Genomic DNA, 16872 nt, shown 5'->3' on the forward strand with positions numbered 1-16872 from the left:
TTCGGGCAGCGGGCCCGCGGTGACCGCGCGGAAGCCGGGGTGGATGGTGGAACCACCCGTCCCGGTACGGCAGTCTCTTCCCTCGTGGGGAGCGTTCCGTATCAGGGTGGTGTGCCGGACGGCACGGGCGCGCACATGGTGGTGTGCGGGGACGACGGGCTGGCGCACCGGTTGGTCGCCGAGTTGCGGGGGGTGTACGGCGAGCACGTGACGCTGATCGTGCCGCCCTCCGAGCGCACGGTGCGGCCACCGGTGGTGGGCCGCAGCCGTACGGCGTCGGCGCTGCTGGACCGGGTGGTGAGCGCGGCCGTGAACCGGGCGGGAGTCGGGGCCGGCGGCGCGGGCAACGGCACAGGCGGTGGCTCGGGCGGTGGCACGGGCGGCCAACCGGCCGGTGCGAACCGGCTGTTGGAGGCCGCCGAACTGACCGAGGCCGTGCTCGCGGACGCGGGCGTGGAGCGGGCGGCGGCGCTGGCCCTGGTGTACGACGACGACGAGACCAACATCCGCGCCGCCCTGACCGCCCGCCGCCTCAACCCGCGGCTGCGGCTCGTGGTGCGCCTGTACAACCGGCGGCTGGGCCAGCACATCGAGGAGCTTCTCGACCAGACCGCCGCGCTGGCGGTCGGCGGCGACCACACGGCGGGCGCCGACGCGTCCACGACCGTGCTGTCCGACGCCGACACCGCCGCGCCCGCGCTGGCCGCCAGCGCCGTCGTCGGCACCAGCAAGGTCGTCCAGACCGACGGGCTGCTGCTGCGCGCGGTGGAACGGCCGCCGCCCGCGCCGGGACAGGTCGCCGACCCCGGGCTGTGCACACTGGCGCTGCTGTCCGCGACGACCAGCGACCCGGCAGGCGCGGACGGTTCCGAGGACAGCGGCGACCAGCGGCCGCAGCTGCTCCCGGACGAGGCGGCGGTACGGGCGGCCACCGGGCGCGCGACCGTGGTGCTGGAGCAGGTCTCGTACGCCGCCGGTGAGCCGCTGTCCGCCAGGCGCGTGGTGGCGGCGGCCGTGCCACCGCTGACGTCGCTGTTCTCACGGCGGCTGCGGTGGACGGTGGCGGGTCTGCTGGCGTGCGTGTTCGCGCTCGCGGTGGCGTTGTGGATGGTGGCCGGCATCCATCCGCTGGGCGCGGTGTACCTGACGCTGCTCGACCTGTTCGCCATCGACGACCCCGCGCTCGGCGAACCGGTCGGACGGCAGCTCCTGCAACTGCTGACCGGGCTGGTGGGTGTGCTGCTGCTGCCCGTGGTGCTGGCCGCGGTGCTCGAGGCGCTGGGCACGTTCCGGTCGGCGTCCGCGCTGCGCCGGCCGCCACGGGGGCTCGGCGGACACGTCGTCCTGCTGGGGCTCGGCAAGATCGGCACCCGGGTGCTGACGCGACTGCGGGAGCTGCGCATTCCCGTGGTGTGCGTGGAGTCGGACCCGGAGGCGCGCGGAGTGGCCACGGCTCGGCGGCTGCGGGTGCCGGTGGTGCTCGGGGACGTCACGCAGGAGGGCGTGCTGGAAGCCGCGAAGATCCACCGCGCGCACGCGCTGCTCGCCGTGACCAGCGCGGACACGACGAACCTGGAGGCCGTGCTCTACGCGCGGTCCGTGCGCCCCGACCTGCGGGTGGTGCTGCGGCTGTACGACGACGACTTCGCCACCGCGGTGTACCGCACCCTGCGGGCCGCGCACCCGAACGCCCTGACACGCAGCCGGAGCGTGACGCACCTGGCGGCGCCCGCGTTCGCCGGCGCGATGTTCGGCCGGCAGATCCTGGGGGCGATCCCGGTGGAGCGGAGGGTGCTGCTGTTCGCGTCCGTGGACGTGGGCGGGCATCCGCAGCTGGAGGGCAGGACGCTCGCGGAGGCCTTCCGGCCGGGGTACTGGCGGGTGCTGGCGCTGGACGTGGGGATGACCGCTGACGAACGTCGGGATCCGGCCGCACCGGAGGCGGCGGCCGAGCGCCCGGACCGGGCCTCGGGTCTGGTGTGGAACCTGCCCGGCACCTATGTCCTGCGGAAGGAGGACCGGGTGGTGCTCGCGGCGACCCGGCGCGGTCTGGCGGAGCTGCTGGGCCGCAGGTCGCGGGGGCGGACGGGGACGCGGGAACCGTAGGAACGGGGGCGCCGGGACCGTAGGAGGTACGCGGGCGGGCTCAGGTGGCTCAGGATGCGCGGTCCTGGGCCACCCGCGCCCCACGGCTTTACTACTTCGGCAGATGCCGCTCCGCGAAGTCCAGTTCCAGGCGGATCTGCTTGATGCGTTCGTCGACGACCAGGGATCCGTGGCCGGCGTCGTAGCGGTACACCTCGTGGACGGCCTCGCGTGCCTTGAGGCGCTTGACGTAGTTCTCGATCTGGCGGATCGGGCAGCGCGGGTCGTTGACCCCGGCGGAGATGTAGACGGGCGCCTCGACCTGGTCGACGTAGGTCAGCGGCGAGGACGCCTCGAAGCGCTCGGGCACCTCCTCCGGGGTGCCGCCGAGCAGGGTGCGGTCCATGGCCTTCAGCGCTTCCATCTCGTCGTGGTACGCCGTGACGTAGTCGGCGACCGGGACCACCGCGATGCCCAGCGCCCACAGGCCCGGCTGGGTGCCGAGACCGAGCAGGGTGAGGTAGCCGCCCCAGGAGCCGCCGGTGAGGATCAGGCGGGCCGGGTCGGCCAGCCCCGAGCCGACGGCCCACTCGCGGACCGCCGCGATGTCCTCCAGCTCGATCAGGCCCACCCGGTGCTTCAACGCGTCCGTCCACGCCCGGCCGTAGCCCGTCGAGCCGCGGTAGTTGACCCGGACCACCGCGTAGCCGTGGTCGACCCAGGCGGCCGGGCCCGCGGCGAAGGAGTCGCTGTCGTGCCAGGTGGGGCCGCCGTGGATGTCGAAGACCGTGGGGAGCGGCCCGGTCGCGCCCGCGGGCCTCTGCACCAGGGCGTGGATGCGGCCGCCGGGACCCTCCACCCACACGTCCTCCACGGGCACCGAACCCGGGGACTTCATTCCGGGCGGGTCGAGGACCACCCCGCCCAGCGTCGAGCGGACCGCGGAGGGTTCGGCCGCCGAGGACCACAGGTACTCCACGCTGCCGTCCGGGCGGGCGGTCGCGCCGGAGACCGTGCCGGGCGGGGTCGGGATCGTCGTCAGCTCGCGGGTGGCCAGGTCGTAGCGGAACAGCTCGCTGCGGGCCTCGAAGCCGTGCGCCACGAGCAGCCCGCCGCCGTCCGGGCACCACTCGGCGCTCACGTCGCCGGGCAGGTCGAGTACCAGGTCGTGCTCCTCGCCCGTCGCCACGTCCCACACCAGCGGCTCCCACCGGCCGCGTCTTTGGTGGCCGACGAGCAGCCGCGTGTCCCCGTCGACCGGGGCGAAGCCCAGCACCTCGAGGCCCAGCTCGACCGTCCCGCCCTTGGTGTCGTCCAGCTCGGCGACCGTCGTGCCGTCCGGGCGCAGCACGCGCAGCGCCGAGTGCATCGCGTCGCCGTGCTCGGTGTGCTCCAGGGCGATCAGCGAGCCGTCGTGGGAGAGGTCGCCCACGCCCGCCGACTCGCGGTGCCGGTAGATCTCCGTCACCCGGCCGTCGCGGGCCAGGTGCAGGGTCGTGCCGTCCTCGTCCGTCGAGCGTCCCACGACCGCCGTGCGGCCGTCGCGGCCGAGCGCGAGGCCCGCCGGATACGACGCCCCGAGGCCGGGTACGGCCGCCTCGTCGGCCCCGCCCTCGAAGGGCTGCCGCCGCCAGACGCCGAACTCGTCGCCGTCCTTGTCGTCGAACCACCAGATCCAGCGCCCGTCCGGCGAGAGCAGACCGTCCGTCGTGCCGTTCGGCCGGTCGGTGACCTGCCGCTGCCCGCCCGTCGCCCGGTCCCAGGCGTACAGCTCGTACGTCCCGGTCGCGTTCGACACGAACAGGGAGCGCTCCGGCGCGTCCTCCGCCCAGTCGGGCAGGGACACCCGGGGCGCGCGGAAGCGCTTCTCCCAGTCCGGCATCTCCTCGATGAGTGCCCGCCGGTCGAGTTGCTGCGGCGAGTCGGACCCGTTGCTCTCAGTCATGACCCCATACTGCCCGGTCCCGCCGTCAAATCGGCGACCGGTCTCCCCAGCCTGTGGACAACTCCGCCCGGATCCTTCGCATCCTCTCGCGGTTTCCACACCTTTCCCGCCCGCCGGGCGCTCCGGGTCTCGACCACCCGGCGCCCCTCCGGGCCGACCCCGCGACCGGGGCGGAGCGTTCGGCACCGTACCGTTGAGGCGTGTACCGGTTTCTGCTGACACCTCGCTGGTGGGGCATCAACGTCTTCGTGCTGCTCGCCATCCCCTTCTGTGTGTTCATGGGGTCCTGGCAGCTGAGCCGGTTCGAGGCGCGGGTGCAGGACCACCGGACCGCGACCGAGCAGGCCGCCTCCTACCGCGAGGAGGCGCCGCGCCCGCTGGACCGGCTGCTGCCCGTGGACAAGCGCACGTCCGGCATGCCGACCACCGCGACCGGCCGGTACACCGATCAGCTGCTGGTCCCGGACCGCGAGCTGGACGGCAAGCCGGGGTACTACGTGCTGACGCTGCTGCGCACCGACTCCGGCAAGGCGCTGCCGGTCGTACGCGGCTGGCTGCCGGGGACCCCTGACCCGGCCCGGGTCCCGGCGCCGCCCACGGGTGAGGTCACGGTCACCGGAGCGCTCCAGGCGTCGGAGACGCCGGGTGACAACGGGGTCAGCGCCCGGGGCGGACTGCCGTCCGGGCAGACCGCGGCGATCAGCGCGGCCTCGCTGGTGAACCTCGTGCCGTACGGCGTCTACGACGCCTGGGTCACCCTCGACCACGCCGACCCCGGGATGAGGTCGGTGCCGGCGAAGGCCCCCGGCAACACCGGGCTGGACCTGAAGGCGTTCCAGAACCTCGGCTACACCGGCGAGTGGTTCGTCTTCGCCGGCTTCGTGGTCTTCATGTGGTTCCGGCTGGTGCGCCGCGAGGTGGAGGCCCTGCGGGACGCGGAACTGGGGCTGGCGCCCGAGGAGGCCGACGAGGTCCCGGTGCCGGCGCCCGCGTCGAGCGGCGCGTCCGGCGCCTGACCGGCCCCTACGACGCCGGGAGCACCCCGGTCCGGTAGACCGTCCCCGCACACGCGTTCGTCACCGTCACCGATGCCGAGGGCGAGCCGGCCTCCGGGGTGTGGGAGACCACGACGCTGCCGTCGGCCGTGCCGTCCGTCAGGAGCATCTGGGTGTTGGCGCCGCCGTCGCCGCCGGTGCTCGTGGCACCCGTGGTGCTCGCGCCCTGGGTCGGGGACGGTTCGGACGAGGGCCCACCGGTCTCGTTGCCGCCGGTGCTTCCGCCGCCACCGCCGCCGCTGGTCGGACAGGTCTGGGAGGGCACCCAGGCGAACCTCACCTCGTACGCCGAGCCGGACGGCAGGAGCAGGCCGGGCGCCTCGGTGGAGGGGTCGGGCAGCGCCGCCGCCGCGTCGCCGGAGGTGTGCGCGACCACGGTGATCCTGGTGGCGTCGGCCGCGCCCTGCGCGAGGGTGCTCACCGATCCGGAGCCGCCGACCCGGCAACTGCCGGCGGAGACGTTGGTGACATGGAAGGTGCCGTAGACGACACCGGCCGAGTCGGGGGCGTCGACGGTGGCGGTGGCGGGGCCGAGCTGGGCGGCCGTGCACACCGGGGCGTCGCTGCCGGTGGGGGCCGAGGGGCTGTCCGGACCGCCGGTGGGTCCACTGGCGGCGGCCGTGTCCGGACCGCCCTTGCGGTCGTCCTTCCGGTCCTCCGCGCCCCCGCCGGCGGCCTTGCCCGAGGACCCGCCGATGCCGCTCTCGCCGCCGTCCGGGCCCTTGCCCTGGCTCGTACCGCCCTGGGCCTGGGAGGCCTTCCCGGCGATGGCCGGGTTGGCGTCGGAGTCGGCGGTGTAGGACACGTGCACGAGGGCGGGGATGGCGGTGCCGACGAACAGGGCGGCGGCCGCCATGCCGACGACGGCCTGCCGCTTACGGGCCCGCCGCGCCGGAACCGCGCGCCGCAGGTGATCCAGCGTGCCGTCCCGCGGCTCGACGTCCTGGACCGCCTGATGCAGCATCCTGCGCAGTTCCAGCTCGTCCGAGTCGAGCCCGTCCGGGCCGAGTTCGTCGGGGCTGTGGTTCACGGTTCCGTTCCCAGCGTGCGATTGCGTGTGCTCTTGATGGTCCGGCTCGCGCGAGGCCCCGGGTTCGTCCGGCTCACGCTCGTCGCGGTCCTCGTCGTGCTCCCTCATGCCGACGCCCCCATCGCGACCCGCAGCGCCGCGATGCCGCGCGAGCCGTACGCCTTCACCGAGCCCAGCGAGATCCCGAGGGTCTCGGCGACCTGCGCCTCGGTCATGTCCGCGAAGTAGCGCAGCACCAGCACCTCGCGCTGGCGGCGCTGGAGGCCTTTCATCGCCTTGATCAGGGAGTCGCGCTCCAGCTGGTCGTAGGCGCCCTCCTCGGCGCTGGCCATGTCCGGCATCGGCTTGGACAGCAGCTTCAGGCCGAGGATGCGGCGGCGCAGGGCCGAGCGGGAGAGATTGACGACCGTCTGCCGCAGGTAGGCGAGGGTCTTCTCCGGGTCCCGGACGCGTTTGCGGGCGGAGTGGACGCGGATGAACGCCTCCTGGACCACGTCCTCGCAGGAGGCCGTGTCGTCGAGGAGGAGCGCGGCCAGACCCAGCAGCGAGCGGTAGTGCGCGCGGTAGGTCTCGGTGAGATGGTCGACGGTGGTGCCGGCCGCCACGGTCTCCTCGGCGGCCTCACGCTGACTGGGTATGCGGGCGGGCCGCGCTGCGGGCATGGGCGCGATCACCGGCATGCCGCCGGGAACGCGCGGACGGAGCGCCGCGCGGGGCGACCGCAGTGCGGTGCCGCGGGTCGCCGCTGGGGATACCCCCCGCTCGAAGAGCTTGGGGGTGAACTCGAGAACCTCTGCCACGCCAGTTGGACACGTCTCCCCCCACCGAGGTTGTACGTGCCGGGCAAGTCATTTGCGCCGTGTGACACGTCCGGCGACGTTCTCGCGGCAGGCGGCACAACCGAATGCGCCTGGTATGCCCTCATTCGTCCCGCTCATCCCCTATGCCTGAATCACCGGGACGTCCCCACGTCCCGCAGCGTCCCCACGCCCCCGAAGGGCGACCGCAAAGACGCTCCCCGCCCTTCGCGCGGTTGCAAAGGACGGGGAGGCAAATCATCAGCCGCCGAACGGCATGGATCAAGTGGTCCAGCCCACCGGCCGGACCATGATTCTTACATGGATCCTACAAACAAACAGGCCCCTGGCCACGGTATTTCCGGCGGGGGCCCACTCATACGACAGGAGTCACAGCGCCTCGGCCGCGACCAGTTCCGCGATCTGCGCGATGTTCAGCGCCGCGCCCTTGCGCAGGTTGTCACCGCACACGAAGAAATCCAGCGCCGTGGGATCGTCCAGCGCCCGGCGCACCCGCCCGACCCACGTCGGATCGGTGCCCACCACGTCGGCGGGCGTGGGGAACTCGCCCGCCGCCGGGTCGTCGTACAGCACCACGCCGGGCGCGGTGGCCAGGATCTCCCGCGCCTTGCCGACCGTGACCTCGCCCTCGAAGCGGGCGTGCACGGTCAGGGAGTGCGTGGTGACCACCGGGACCTGCACGCAGGTCACGGCGACCGGCAGCCGCGGCAGCCCGAGCACCTTGCGGGACTCGTCCCGCAGCTTCATCTCCTCCGACGACCAGCCCTCGTCGCACAGCGACCCGGCCCACGGCACGACGTTCAGCGCCACCGGCTCCGGGAACGGACCGGTGTCGTCCCCGACGGCCCGCCGCACATCACCGGGGCTGGTCCCCAGATCGGTGCCCGCCACCAGGGACAACTGCCGGCGCAGGGTCTCCACGCCCTCGTGTCCGGCCCCGCTCACCGCCTGGTACGAGGAGAGAACCAGCTCGCGCAGGCCGAACTCGGCGTGCAGCGCGCCCAGCGCCACGATCATGGACAGGGTGGTGCAGTGGGGGCTGGAGACGATCCCGCGCGGGCGCCGCCGCGCCGCGTGCGAGTTGACCTCGGGCACGACGAGCGGCACGTCCGGGTCGGTGCGGAAGGCGCCCGAGTTGTCGACCACCACCGCGCCCCGGGCGGCGGCGAGCGGCGCCCAGTGCGCGGCGGCCTCGTCCGGAACGTCGAACAGGGCGATGTCCACCCCGTCGAAGGCGTCCTCGGCGAGCGCGGTCACCTCGACCTCCTCGCCGCGCACGGTCAGCCTGCGGCCGACCGCGCGCTCGGGCTCCCCGCCGCTCGGACGCGGTTGGGAGTCCGGGGGAATGGCGAGCAGGCGGATGTCGCCCCAGATGTCCGCGCGCTGGGACAGGATCCGGAGCAGTACCGTGCCGACGGCTCCGGTCGCTCCCACGACCGCGAGCGTCGGTCGGTCGCTCATCGCCCGGTGCCTCCGTAGACGACGGCCTCGTCGCTGTCGGAGTCGAGCCCGAAGGCGCTGTGCACGGCGCGCACGGCCCCCGGCACGTCGTCCTGGCGGGTGACGACCGAGATGCGGATCTCGGAGGTCGAGATCAGCTCGATGTTCACGCCCGCGTCGGACAGCGCGGTGAAGAAGTCGGCGGTGACGCCGGGGTTGGTCTTCATACCCGCGCCGACCAGGGAGATCTTGCCGATCTGGTCGTCGTAGCGCAGGGAGTCGAAGCCGATGCCGGCCCGGTTCTTCTCCAGCGCGTCGATGGCCTTGCGGCCCTCCGCCTTCGGCAGCGTGAAGGAGATGTCCGTCAGGCCGGTGGCGGCGGCGGACACGTTCTGCACGACCATGTCGATGTTGATCTCGGCATCGGCGATCGTCCGGAAGATGGAGGCGGCCTCGCCGGGCTTGTCGGGCACGCCGACGACCGTGATCTTGGCCTCGGAGGTGTCGTGTGCGACACCGGAGATGATGGCCTGCTCCACCTTCTTGTCCCCTTGCTGAATCGGCTCGCTGCTGACCCACGTGCCCTGCAGTCCGCTGAAGGAGGAGCGGACGTGGATCGGGATGTTGTACCGGCGCGCGTACTCCACACAGCGGTGGAGCAGCACCTTGGAGCCGGACGCGGCCAGCTCCAGCATGTCCTCGAAGGAGATCCAGTCGATCTTCCGGGCCTTCGCCACCACCCGCGGGTCGGCGGTGAACACCCCGTCGACGTCGGTGTAGATCTCGCACACCTCGGCGTCGAGGGCGGCCGCGAGGGCCACGGCGGTGGTGTCGGACCCGCCACGCCCCAGCGTGGTGATGTCCTTCCCCGCCTGGCTGACGCCCTGGAAACCGGCGACGATGGCGATGTTGCCCTCGTCCAGCGCGGTCCGGATGCGGCCCGGCGTGACGTCGATGATCCGGGCTTTGTTGTGCACCGAGTCGGTGATGACACCTGCCTGGCTGCCGGTGAACGACTGGGCCTTGTGACCCAGGTTTTTGATCGCCATGGCCAGCAGGGCCATGGAGATCCGCTCTCCGGCGGTCAGCAGCATGTCGAGCTCGCGCCCGGCAGGCATCGGGGAAACCTGCTCGGCGAGATCGATCAGCTCGTCCGTCGTGTCGCCCATCGCGGAAACCACGACAACCACGTCGTTGCCGTTCTTCTTGGCTTCCACGATTCGCTTGGCGACGCGCTTGATGCCCTCGGCATCGGCTACGGAGGAGCCTCCGTACTTCTGCACGACAAGGCCCACGTGCGCTCCTCGCTCAGTCCGTGTCCATCGCACTCGCGCATACGCGGTGCGGTCGGCTCAGTCTATCGAGCGTCCGAATTTCCCTTTCGCGATACCGCATGGTGAGATGCCCGGCGCCCGCTGGTCAGAACGGCTCATGCCCAGGCACCGGAACACCACTCGGAAAGTGCGCCGCGTCACACCGGACGGTCAGCGCGCCCGGCGCAGTCCCAGCGGGTCCGCGATCTCCTCCGCCATGACCTTGCCGGCCTCGAACTCCAGGGTCTCGTCGCCCATGCCCTGGTCGGTGTCCAGGCCGTCCAGCTCCTCCAGGGGCTGGTTGAGACGGACGTGGGCGACCAGGGACTGGAGGGCGCGCAGGGTGGCGGAGGCCGTGGAGCCCCAGTTGGAGAAGTAGGAGAACTGCCACCACCACAGGGCCTCGGTGGTGCGGCCGGCGCGGTAGTGGACCATGCCGTGCCGCAGGTCGGCCATGACGTCCGCCAGGTCGTCGGAGATACGGGCGGGCACGGGCGCCCGGCGCGGCTCGTAGGGGTCGAAGACCTCGGAGTAGACGTCGATCGGCTCCAGCAGGCGCGCGAGGTTCTCGCGGAGCTGGTCCACGTCCTGCTCCGGGCCGGGGTCGGGTTCGTAGCGCTCGTCGGGGACGATGTCCTCGTGCGCGCCGAGCCGGCCGCCGGCCAGCATCAGCTGGGAGACCTCCAGCAGCAGGAAGGGCACCGCCGAGTCCGGCTCGTCGCCCTTGGCGACCTCGGTGACCGCGACCAGGAAGCTCTCCACCTGGTCGGCGATCTGGACGGCGAAGTCGTCCGGGTTCTGGCTGGTGGCGTGCAGCGTGGCGTCAGACATCTAGGAGTCGTCTCCCCTCGAAGGCGCGGCCGAGGGTGACCTCGTCCGCGTATTCCAGGTCACCGCCCACCGGGAGGCCGCTGGCCAGGCGGGTGACCTTCAGGCCCATGGGCTTGATCATGCGGGCGAGGTACGTCGCCGTCGCCTCGCCTTCGAGATTCGGGTCCGTGGCCAGGATCAGCTCGGTGACCGTGCCGTCCGCCAGACGGGCCAGGAGTTCCCGGATGCGCAGGTCGTCCGGGCCGACGCCCTCGATGGGGCTGATCGCCCCGCCGAGGACGTGGTAACGGCCGCGGAACTCTCGGGTGCGCTCGATGGCGACGACGTCCTTCGGCTCCTCGACCACGCAGATGACCGAGGGGTCGCGGCGGCTGTCGCGGCAGATGCCGCACAGCTCCTCCTGCGCGACGTTGCCGCAGGTCGCGCAGAAGCGGACCTTCGCCTTCACCTCGAGCAGGGCCTGGGCGAGCCGCCGTACGTCCGCCGGTTCCGCCTGGAGGATATGGAAGGCGATCCGCTGCGCGCTCTTGGGACCGACGCCGGGCAGCCGCCCGAGCTCGTCGATGAGGTCCTGGACCACGCCTTCGTACAACGGACTGCCGTCCTTTCTGGATCGCTTCGGTACGTACGGTAGTTGCCCGGCGCCCGCCTCAGAAAGGCAGTCCCGGGATTCCGGTGCCGCCGCCCAGGCCCTGGGCCAGCGGGCCGAGCTTCTGCTGCTGGAGCGCCTGGGCGTTCTCGTTGGCCGCCTGGACGGCGGCGACGATCAGGTCGGCGAGGGTCTCGGTGTCCTCCGGGTCCACCGCCCCGGGGTCGATCTTCAGCGCGCGCAGCTCGCCGGCGCCGGTGACGGTGGCCTTCACCAGACCGCCGCCCGCCTGCCCGTCGACCTCGGTCCGCGCCAGCTCCTCCTGGGCCCGCTGAAGGTCCTGCTGCATCTTCTGGGCCTGCTGGAGCAGTTGCTGCATGTTGGGCTGGCCACCACCGGGAATCACGATCAGCTCCTGCTTTCGTACGGCTTTCCGGGCGGGGACCGATTCGCCGGTTCCCGCTGGCACGAGCCTACGTGGTCCGGGCAGGCAGCGCCCCGCCACTCTTTCGAGTGAGTCTTGGATGAGTCCTATACCTGATCAAGGCCCTCTTACGGGCGGAAAAGCCGTGCTTCCCGGCGCCTCGCCACCCATTGGGGGGTAGGAAGGGTCCGGCGTGTCAGCCAGCGTCACGGATCGTGATCAGTAGGGAGTGCCGGGTGGGTCAGCCGGAGATGCAGCCCGAGCGTCCGCCGCAGGACGGGCGGGGCGACGGGGCGGCCGGGCTGCGGCCGGGCGATCTGACCGGGCGGCCGTTCCCGCTCGGCGACTGGGGCGATCCGGCGCAGCGGCTGGACGAGCTGTACCGCTGGGTGGAGCGGGGGGCGCTGCGGACCGTGGCCTGGTATCTCGGGGAGCGGGTGTGGAAGCGGCGCGGGGCGCGTGCGCTGCGGGCCGGGGCCGCGGCGGGTGCGGTGACGGGGGCGGCGCTGCCCCTGCTCGATCTGACCGGGGCGGCCGACGGCGTGGCGCCGTGGGGGTACGTGGCGCTGCTGCTGTGCGTGGCGTGTGTCGGGATCGACCGGTACTTCGGGGTGACGGCCGGGTGGATGCGGGACGTGGCGACCGCGCAGGCCGTGCAGCGCCGGTTGCAGGCGCTCCAGTTCGACTGGGCGGCCGAGAACGTGCGGGAGGTGCTGGGCCCGGCGGAGGGAACGGCCGGCGAGGCCGCCGAGCGGTGCCTGGGGGTGTTGCGGCGGTTCTCGGAGGACGTCAACGAGCTGGTGCGCACGGAGACGGCCGACTGGATGGTGGAGTTCCGCATGGGCTCGGCGCCGATGGGCCTTCAGGCGGCGGGGCCGGGAGCCACCGGGCGGTCGGAGCCGGGCGGCGGGCACGGGCGCCTGCCGCTGCCGCCGGGCGCCGCACGGCCGAACATGCCCCGGCAGCGGCCGCCGGAGCCGCGCTGACTCCGGTCACCGCCTCGTGGCGCCGGCTCCGGCACTGTCCGGTGGCGCTGACGCCGTCACTGCTTGGTGGCGCTGACGCCGTCACTGCCTGGTGTACGCCAGCTTCTCCCCGCTGCCGGTGTTCACGCGCTGGAGTGTGCCGTCCGGCAACAGGGTGACCTGCGTGGCCGCGCCCGGGTTGCACCCCTCGCTCTGCTGTCCGGTCGTGACGACGGAGGGGCCGATCTCCAGCGGGCCGCCGCCGCTCGGCCGCTGGGCGAGCCGGGCCTCGAACACGCAGTGGTAGGTGCCGCCGCTGTCGGTGGGGCCGTCGGCGACGAGGGTGAGCACGGTGTCGCCCACGTTCCCCTGGGTGATGGTGAGCCGACGGCTGTTCGCTCCGTAGGCGTTGTGGATCGTCGCCGTCCAGCTGCCGAGGTAGCCGGTCGGGACCAGGCCCTCGGCCGGCGACGGGGACTTCGGCTGCGAGGCCGTCGGCGACGGGTCGGAGCCGCCGGGGCCCGTGGCGTCGTGCGTGGTGGGCACGCTGACGGTCGGCGTCGGGCCGGACCCGCCGCCCTTGTCGTCGCTGTCGCCGCCGTCGCGCATCAGGGCGTACACGGAACCGCCCGCGCCGAGCGCCACCACCAGTGCGACCGCGACCAGCGCCGCGGTGGAGCGGCCGCCGCGGCGCGGCTCCCGGTCCGGGAGCGGGCTCGGGCCGTACGGAGGGGTCGAGCCGATCGGGGGCGGGCCGTACGGAGGGGTCTGGCCCAGGCCGCCGTAAGGGTGGTGCCCGGGTGGCGCGCCCCAGCCGCCGGGCTGCTGCGGGTGGCCGTAGGCGGCGGGCTGCGGGTGCTGCTGGGGGTAGCCGTACGGGACGGGAGCGGGCGTCGGGCCCGGCGGCGGCGCCTGCCCCGCGATCATGGTGGGCAGGTGGTTCAACGGGGTGTGTCCCCCACCGCCGGGCTGTCCGGGCGGCGGCGGCACGGAGGCGTCGGAGACGGGCGCGTGCTCGGGCGAGGCGTACGGCTGCGCCCCGGCGGGACCGGCAACGCCGGAGGCCGCGTCCGGCCCCTGCGAGCCGCCTCCGACGCCCCCGGAACCGGCAGCGGACGCCCCGGAGACAACCCCAGCCCCTCCAGGAATCCCGGTACCTCTCGGCACACCGGGCGGCACCGAGGCCCCATAAGGGCCGGGCACACCGGCAGCGGGCGCTCCCGGAACGGCACCAGCCCCACCCGAACCCTCGGCGGCCCCCGGCGTACCGGGCGACACCGAAGCCCCATGGGGGCCGGGCTCACCCGAAGCGGCAGCTCCGGACCCGTCAACAGGCGCCCCGGAGACAGCCCCAGGCCCTCCGGGAGCCCCGGCGGCTCCCGGGACGACACCGGGGGTACCGGGCGACGCGGCCGCCCCGTGGGGGCCAGGCACACCGACAGCGGCCCCGCCGGCGGGCACCCCCGACACCGCCCCAGCGCCTCCCGGAGCCCCGGCAGCCCCCGGCACACCGGGCGAGGCCGACGCACCGTAAGGGCCAGGCACACCGGCAGCGGGCGGCCCCGGAACGGCCTCGACACCTCCCGGAGCCCCGGCAGCCCCCGGCACACCGGGCGAGGCCGACGCACCGTAAGGGCCGGGTACGCCCGAAGCGGCGGACCCGAGCCCGGCAGCCGGCGCTCCTGCCACGGCGCCGGGAGCGCCGGGCGCTCCCGGCGCCGCCTGCCCCGTGGGGCCCGTCGGGCTCTTGGTCGGGTCGGGGGGTGTCGTCGTCTCCCGCGGTTCCTCCGGGTTCTCCGCGTCCAGGAGCTGGACCGCGTGGCGTCCGAGCTGGGCGACCAGGGCGCTCGGCAGCCACGGGTCGCGCAGGCGGCCGTCGGCGATCGTGTCCTCGGCGCCGGTGCGCTGGATGATCTGGTCCATGGTGGGCCGGGCCGCCGGGTCCTTCTTCAGGCAGGCGCGGACGAGGTCGGCGATGCCCTCGGGCAGCGCCTCGAGGTCGGGTTCCTTCTCGGCGATGCGGTACATCAGCGCGTGCACTCCGCTGTCGGCACCGCCGAACGGAAGCGCGCCGGTCGCCGCGTACGCGAGGACCGAGCCCAGGCAGAAGACGTCGCACGCGGTCGTGACCCGGTCGCCGCGGACCTGCTCGGGCGCCATGAACCCGGGCGAGCCGACCAGCGCGCCGGTCCGCGTGAGCCCGCCGTCCGTGACGGTCTCCAGCGCGCGGGCGATGCCGAAGTCGATGACGCGCGGCCCGTCGATCGTCACCAGCACGTTCGAGGGCTTGAGGTCGCGGTGGATGAGACCCGCGGCGTGGATGTCCTTCAGCGCGCCCGCCAGCCCGGCCGCGAGGATCCGCACGGACCGCTCGGGCAGCGGGCCGTGGTCGTGCCCGACGACCCGTTGCAGGCTCGGCCCGGCGACGTACCCGGTGGCGACCCACGGCACGGCGGCCTCGGTGTCCGCGTCCAGCACGGGCGCGGTCCAGTACCCACCGACCTGCCGCGCGGCCCGCACCTCCTGCCGGAACCTCGCCCGGAACTCCTCCTGCTGCGCCAGCTCCCGCCGTACCAGCTTCACGGCGACGGTCCGCCCCCGGTCCGACCGGGCCAGGAACACCTGCCCCATGCCGCCGGCCCCGAGCCGCGCCAGCAGCCGGTAGGCACCAATCCTCTGCGGATCGCCAGGCCCCAGCCTTTCCATGGCCGAACCGCCTCCCCCCGATATCCCCCGATACGGCCCCTGTGCGTCAGACCGAGAATAGTGCGGCGGCCCGTCCGGCCGGGCGACCCGGCGTCTACGGTTCCGTAACAGGTCCGCCCCGCGCGGGCCGCCCTCCCGACAACCTGTCGCTAAAACCCCGCGTCCGCAGACAGGGCGCCGATGTCGCGCTCCCGTCCGCGCCGTTTACCCTCGCCGCATGACCCCTCAGCCGAATCCCGAAGCCGGTGCAGTCGTGAAGGCCGCGGACCGGGCGCACGTGTTCCACTCCTGGTCCGCCCAGGACCTCATCGACCCGCCGGCCGTGGCCGGTGCCGAAGGTTCGTACTTCTGGGACTACGACGGCAAGCGTTTCCTGGACTTCACCAGCGGGCTCGTCTTCACCAACATCGGCTATCAGCACCCCAAGGTCGTCGCCGCGATACAGGAGCAGGCCGCCACCCTGGCCACGTTCGCGCCGGCGTTCGCCGTCGAGGCACGGTCCGAGGCGGCACGGCTGATCGCCGAGCGGACGCCGGGCGACCTGGACAAGATCTTCTTCACCAACGGCGGCGCGGACGCCGTCGAGCACGCGGTGCGCATGGCGCGGCTGCACACCGGGCGGCCCAAGGTGCTCTCGGCGTACCGCTCGTACCACGGCGGCACGCAGCAGGCCATCAACATCACCGGCGACCCGCGCCGCTGGGCGTCGGACACCGGCTCGGCGGGCGTGGTGCGCTTCTGGGCGCCCTTCCTCTACCGCTCCCGCTTCTACGCCGAGACCGAGGAGCAGGAGTGCGCGCGGGCCCTCGAGCACCTGGAGGCGACGATCGCCTTCGAGGGTCCCGCGACCATCGCCGCGATCATCCTGGAGACCATCCCCGGAACCGCCGGGATCATGGTGCCCCCGCCCGGCTACCTGGCCGGGGTGCGCGAGCTGTGCGACAAGTACGGGATCGTCTTCATCCTGGACGAGGTCATGGCCGGCTTCGGGCGGACCGGTGAGTGGTTCGCGGCGGACCTCTTCGACGTCGTGCCGGACCTGATGACCTTCGCCAAGGGCGTGAACTCCGGGTACGTGCCGCTGGGCGGCGTCGCCATCTCCGGGAAGATCGCGGAGACCTTCGGCAAGCGGGCCTACCCCGGCGGTCTGACGTACTCCGGGCACCCGCTGGCGTGCGCGGCGGCCGTCGCGACGATCAACGTGATGGCCGAGGAGGGCGTCGTCGAGAACGCCAAGCGGCTCGGCGCCGAGGTCGTGGAGCCGGGGCTGCGCGAGCTGGCCGAGCGGCACCCGAGTGTCGGCGACGTGCGCGGCGTGGGCATGTTCTGGGCCGTGGAGCTGGTGAAGAACCGCGAGACCCGTGAGCCGCTGGTGCCGTACAACGCGGCCGGGGAGGCGGGCGCCCCCATGGCGGCCTTCGGCGCCGCCGCGAAGGCGAACGGCCTGTGGCCCTTCATCAACATGAACCGCACGCACGTCGTCCCGCCGTGCAACGCGACCGAGGCCGAACTGAAGGAGGGCCTCGCGGCGCTGGACGCCGCGCTGTCGGTGGCCGACGAGCACACCGAGTAGCGGCGCGGGCCGCACGAGCCGGAATCGGCGGCATCCCGAACGCGTAAGGTGGCGTGCTCGTAGACATGGATGTACGAGTACGCCACCCGCACGCGCAA

The 16872-nt window shown here is 73.3% G+C and carries 13 protein-coding genes; 4 read left to right on the forward strand and 9 right to left on the reverse strand.

All coding sequences use genetic code 11. The annotated features are described in order from the left end of the window. The first annotated feature begins 135 nt into the window (after positions 1–135). The gene (locus ACFY3J_RS29895; RefSeq protein ID WP_384175071.1) at positions 136–2106 is read left to right on the forward strand and encodes an NAD-binding protein; all 1971 of its coding nucleotides are present in this window, start codon (positions 136–138) and stop codon (positions 2104–2106) included. A 91-nt stretch (positions 2107–2197) separates the two neighbouring features. Here the strand turns inward: ACFY3J_RS29895 and ACFY3J_RS29900 are convergent, their stop codons facing one another. Continuing rightward, positions 2198–4030: a prolyl oligopeptidase family serine peptidase gene (locus tag ACFY3J_RS29900; protein WP_384174774.1), complete on the reverse strand. Its 1833-nt coding sequence runs from the start codon at positions 4028–4030 to the stop codon at positions 2198–2200. A gap of 200 nt (positions 4031–4230) precedes the next feature. Between ACFY3J_RS29900 and ACFY3J_RS29905 the strand changes: the two genes are divergently transcribed. Further along, positions 4231–5046 carry an SURF1 family protein gene (locus tag ACFY3J_RS29905; RefSeq protein ID WP_384174772.1) on the forward strand — a complete coding sequence of 272 codons (816 nt, stop codon included), beginning with the start codon at positions 4231–4233 and terminating at the stop codon, positions 5044–5046. 7 nt (positions 5047–5053) lie between these two features. On the opposite strand, the gene ACFY3J_RS29910 is transcribed toward ACFY3J_RS29905, so the two are convergent. The 7 genes from ACFY3J_RS29910 to ACFY3J_RS29940 all read right to left on the reverse strand — a co-directional run bounded on the left by ACFY3J_RS29910 (position 5054) and on the right by ACFY3J_RS29940 (position 11512). Further along, on the reverse strand, positions 5054–6115 hold the full coding sequence (locus ACFY3J_RS29910) for a hypothetical protein (protein WP_384174770.1): 1062 nt from the start codon (positions 6113–6115) through the stop codon (positions 5054–5056). 104 nt (positions 6116–6219) lie between these two features. After that, positions 6220–6915 (reverse strand): SigE family RNA polymerase sigma factor, encoded by a 696-nt coding sequence (locus ACFY3J_RS29915; RefSeq protein WP_384174768.1) that lies wholly within the window; start codon positions 6913–6915, stop codon positions 6220–6222. A 387-nt stretch (positions 6916–7302) separates the two neighbouring features. Beyond that, positions 7303–8394: an aspartate-semialdehyde dehydrogenase gene (locus tag ACFY3J_RS29920; RefSeq protein ID WP_390842118.1), complete on the reverse strand. Its 1092-nt coding sequence runs from the start codon at positions 8392–8394 to the stop codon at positions 7303–7305. After that, positions 8391–9668, reverse strand: coding sequence for an aspartate kinase (locus ACFY3J_RS29925; protein WP_225077007.1), 1278 nt, complete (start codon positions 9666–9668; stop codon positions 8391–8393). The genes ACFY3J_RS29920 and ACFY3J_RS29925 overlap by 4 nt, the downstream gene beginning before the upstream one ends. Positions 9669–9857: 189 nt before the next feature. After that, on the reverse strand, positions 9858–10517 hold the full coding sequence (locus tag ACFY3J_RS29930; RefSeq protein WP_141359689.1) for a DUF5063 domain-containing protein: 660 nt from the start codon (positions 10515–10517) through the stop codon (positions 9858–9860). Further along, complete coding sequence (recR, locus tag ACFY3J_RS29935) at positions 10510–11109, reverse strand: recombination mediator RecR (RefSeq protein ID WP_141359690.1); 600 nt, start codon at positions 11107–11109, stop codon at positions 10510–10512. Before recR ends, ACFY3J_RS29930 begins: the two co-directional genes overlap by 8 nt. 58 nt (positions 11110–11167) lie before the next feature. Further along, positions 11168–11512, reverse strand: a complete 345-nt coding sequence (locus ACFY3J_RS29940) for a YbaB/EbfC family nucleoid-associated protein (protein ID WP_384174762.1) — start codon at positions 11510–11512, stop codon at positions 11168–11170. 254 nt (positions 11513–11766) lie between these two features. On the opposite strand from ACFY3J_RS29940, the gene ACFY3J_RS29945 reads away from it, so the two are divergent. Beyond that, positions 11767–12516 (forward strand): SLATT domain-containing protein, encoded by a 750-nt coding sequence (locus tag ACFY3J_RS29945; protein WP_390842119.1) that lies wholly within the window; start codon positions 11767–11769, stop codon positions 12514–12516. Positions 12517–12597: 81 nt separating this feature from the next. Here the strand turns inward: ACFY3J_RS29945 and ACFY3J_RS29950 are convergent, their stop codons facing one another. Further along, positions 12598–15201 (reverse strand): protein kinase, encoded by a 2604-nt coding sequence (locus ACFY3J_RS29950; RefSeq protein WP_390842120.1) that lies wholly within the window; start codon positions 15199–15201, stop codon positions 12598–12600. 217 nt (positions 15202–15418) lie between these two features. On the opposite strand from ACFY3J_RS29950, the gene ACFY3J_RS29955 reads away from it, so the two are divergent. Next, a complete protein-coding gene (locus tag ACFY3J_RS29955) occupies positions 15419–16774 on the forward strand; it encodes an aspartate aminotransferase family protein (RefSeq protein ID WP_390842121.1) in 1356 nt (451 codons plus the stop codon). Positions 16775–16872: the final 98 nt, after the last annotated feature.

Source organism: Streptomyces sp. NPDC001231 (genome assembly GCF_042896885.1).
In the GTDB taxonomy this organism is placed as follows: Bacteria; Actinomycetota; Actinomycetes; order Streptomycetales; family Streptomycetaceae; genus Streptomyces.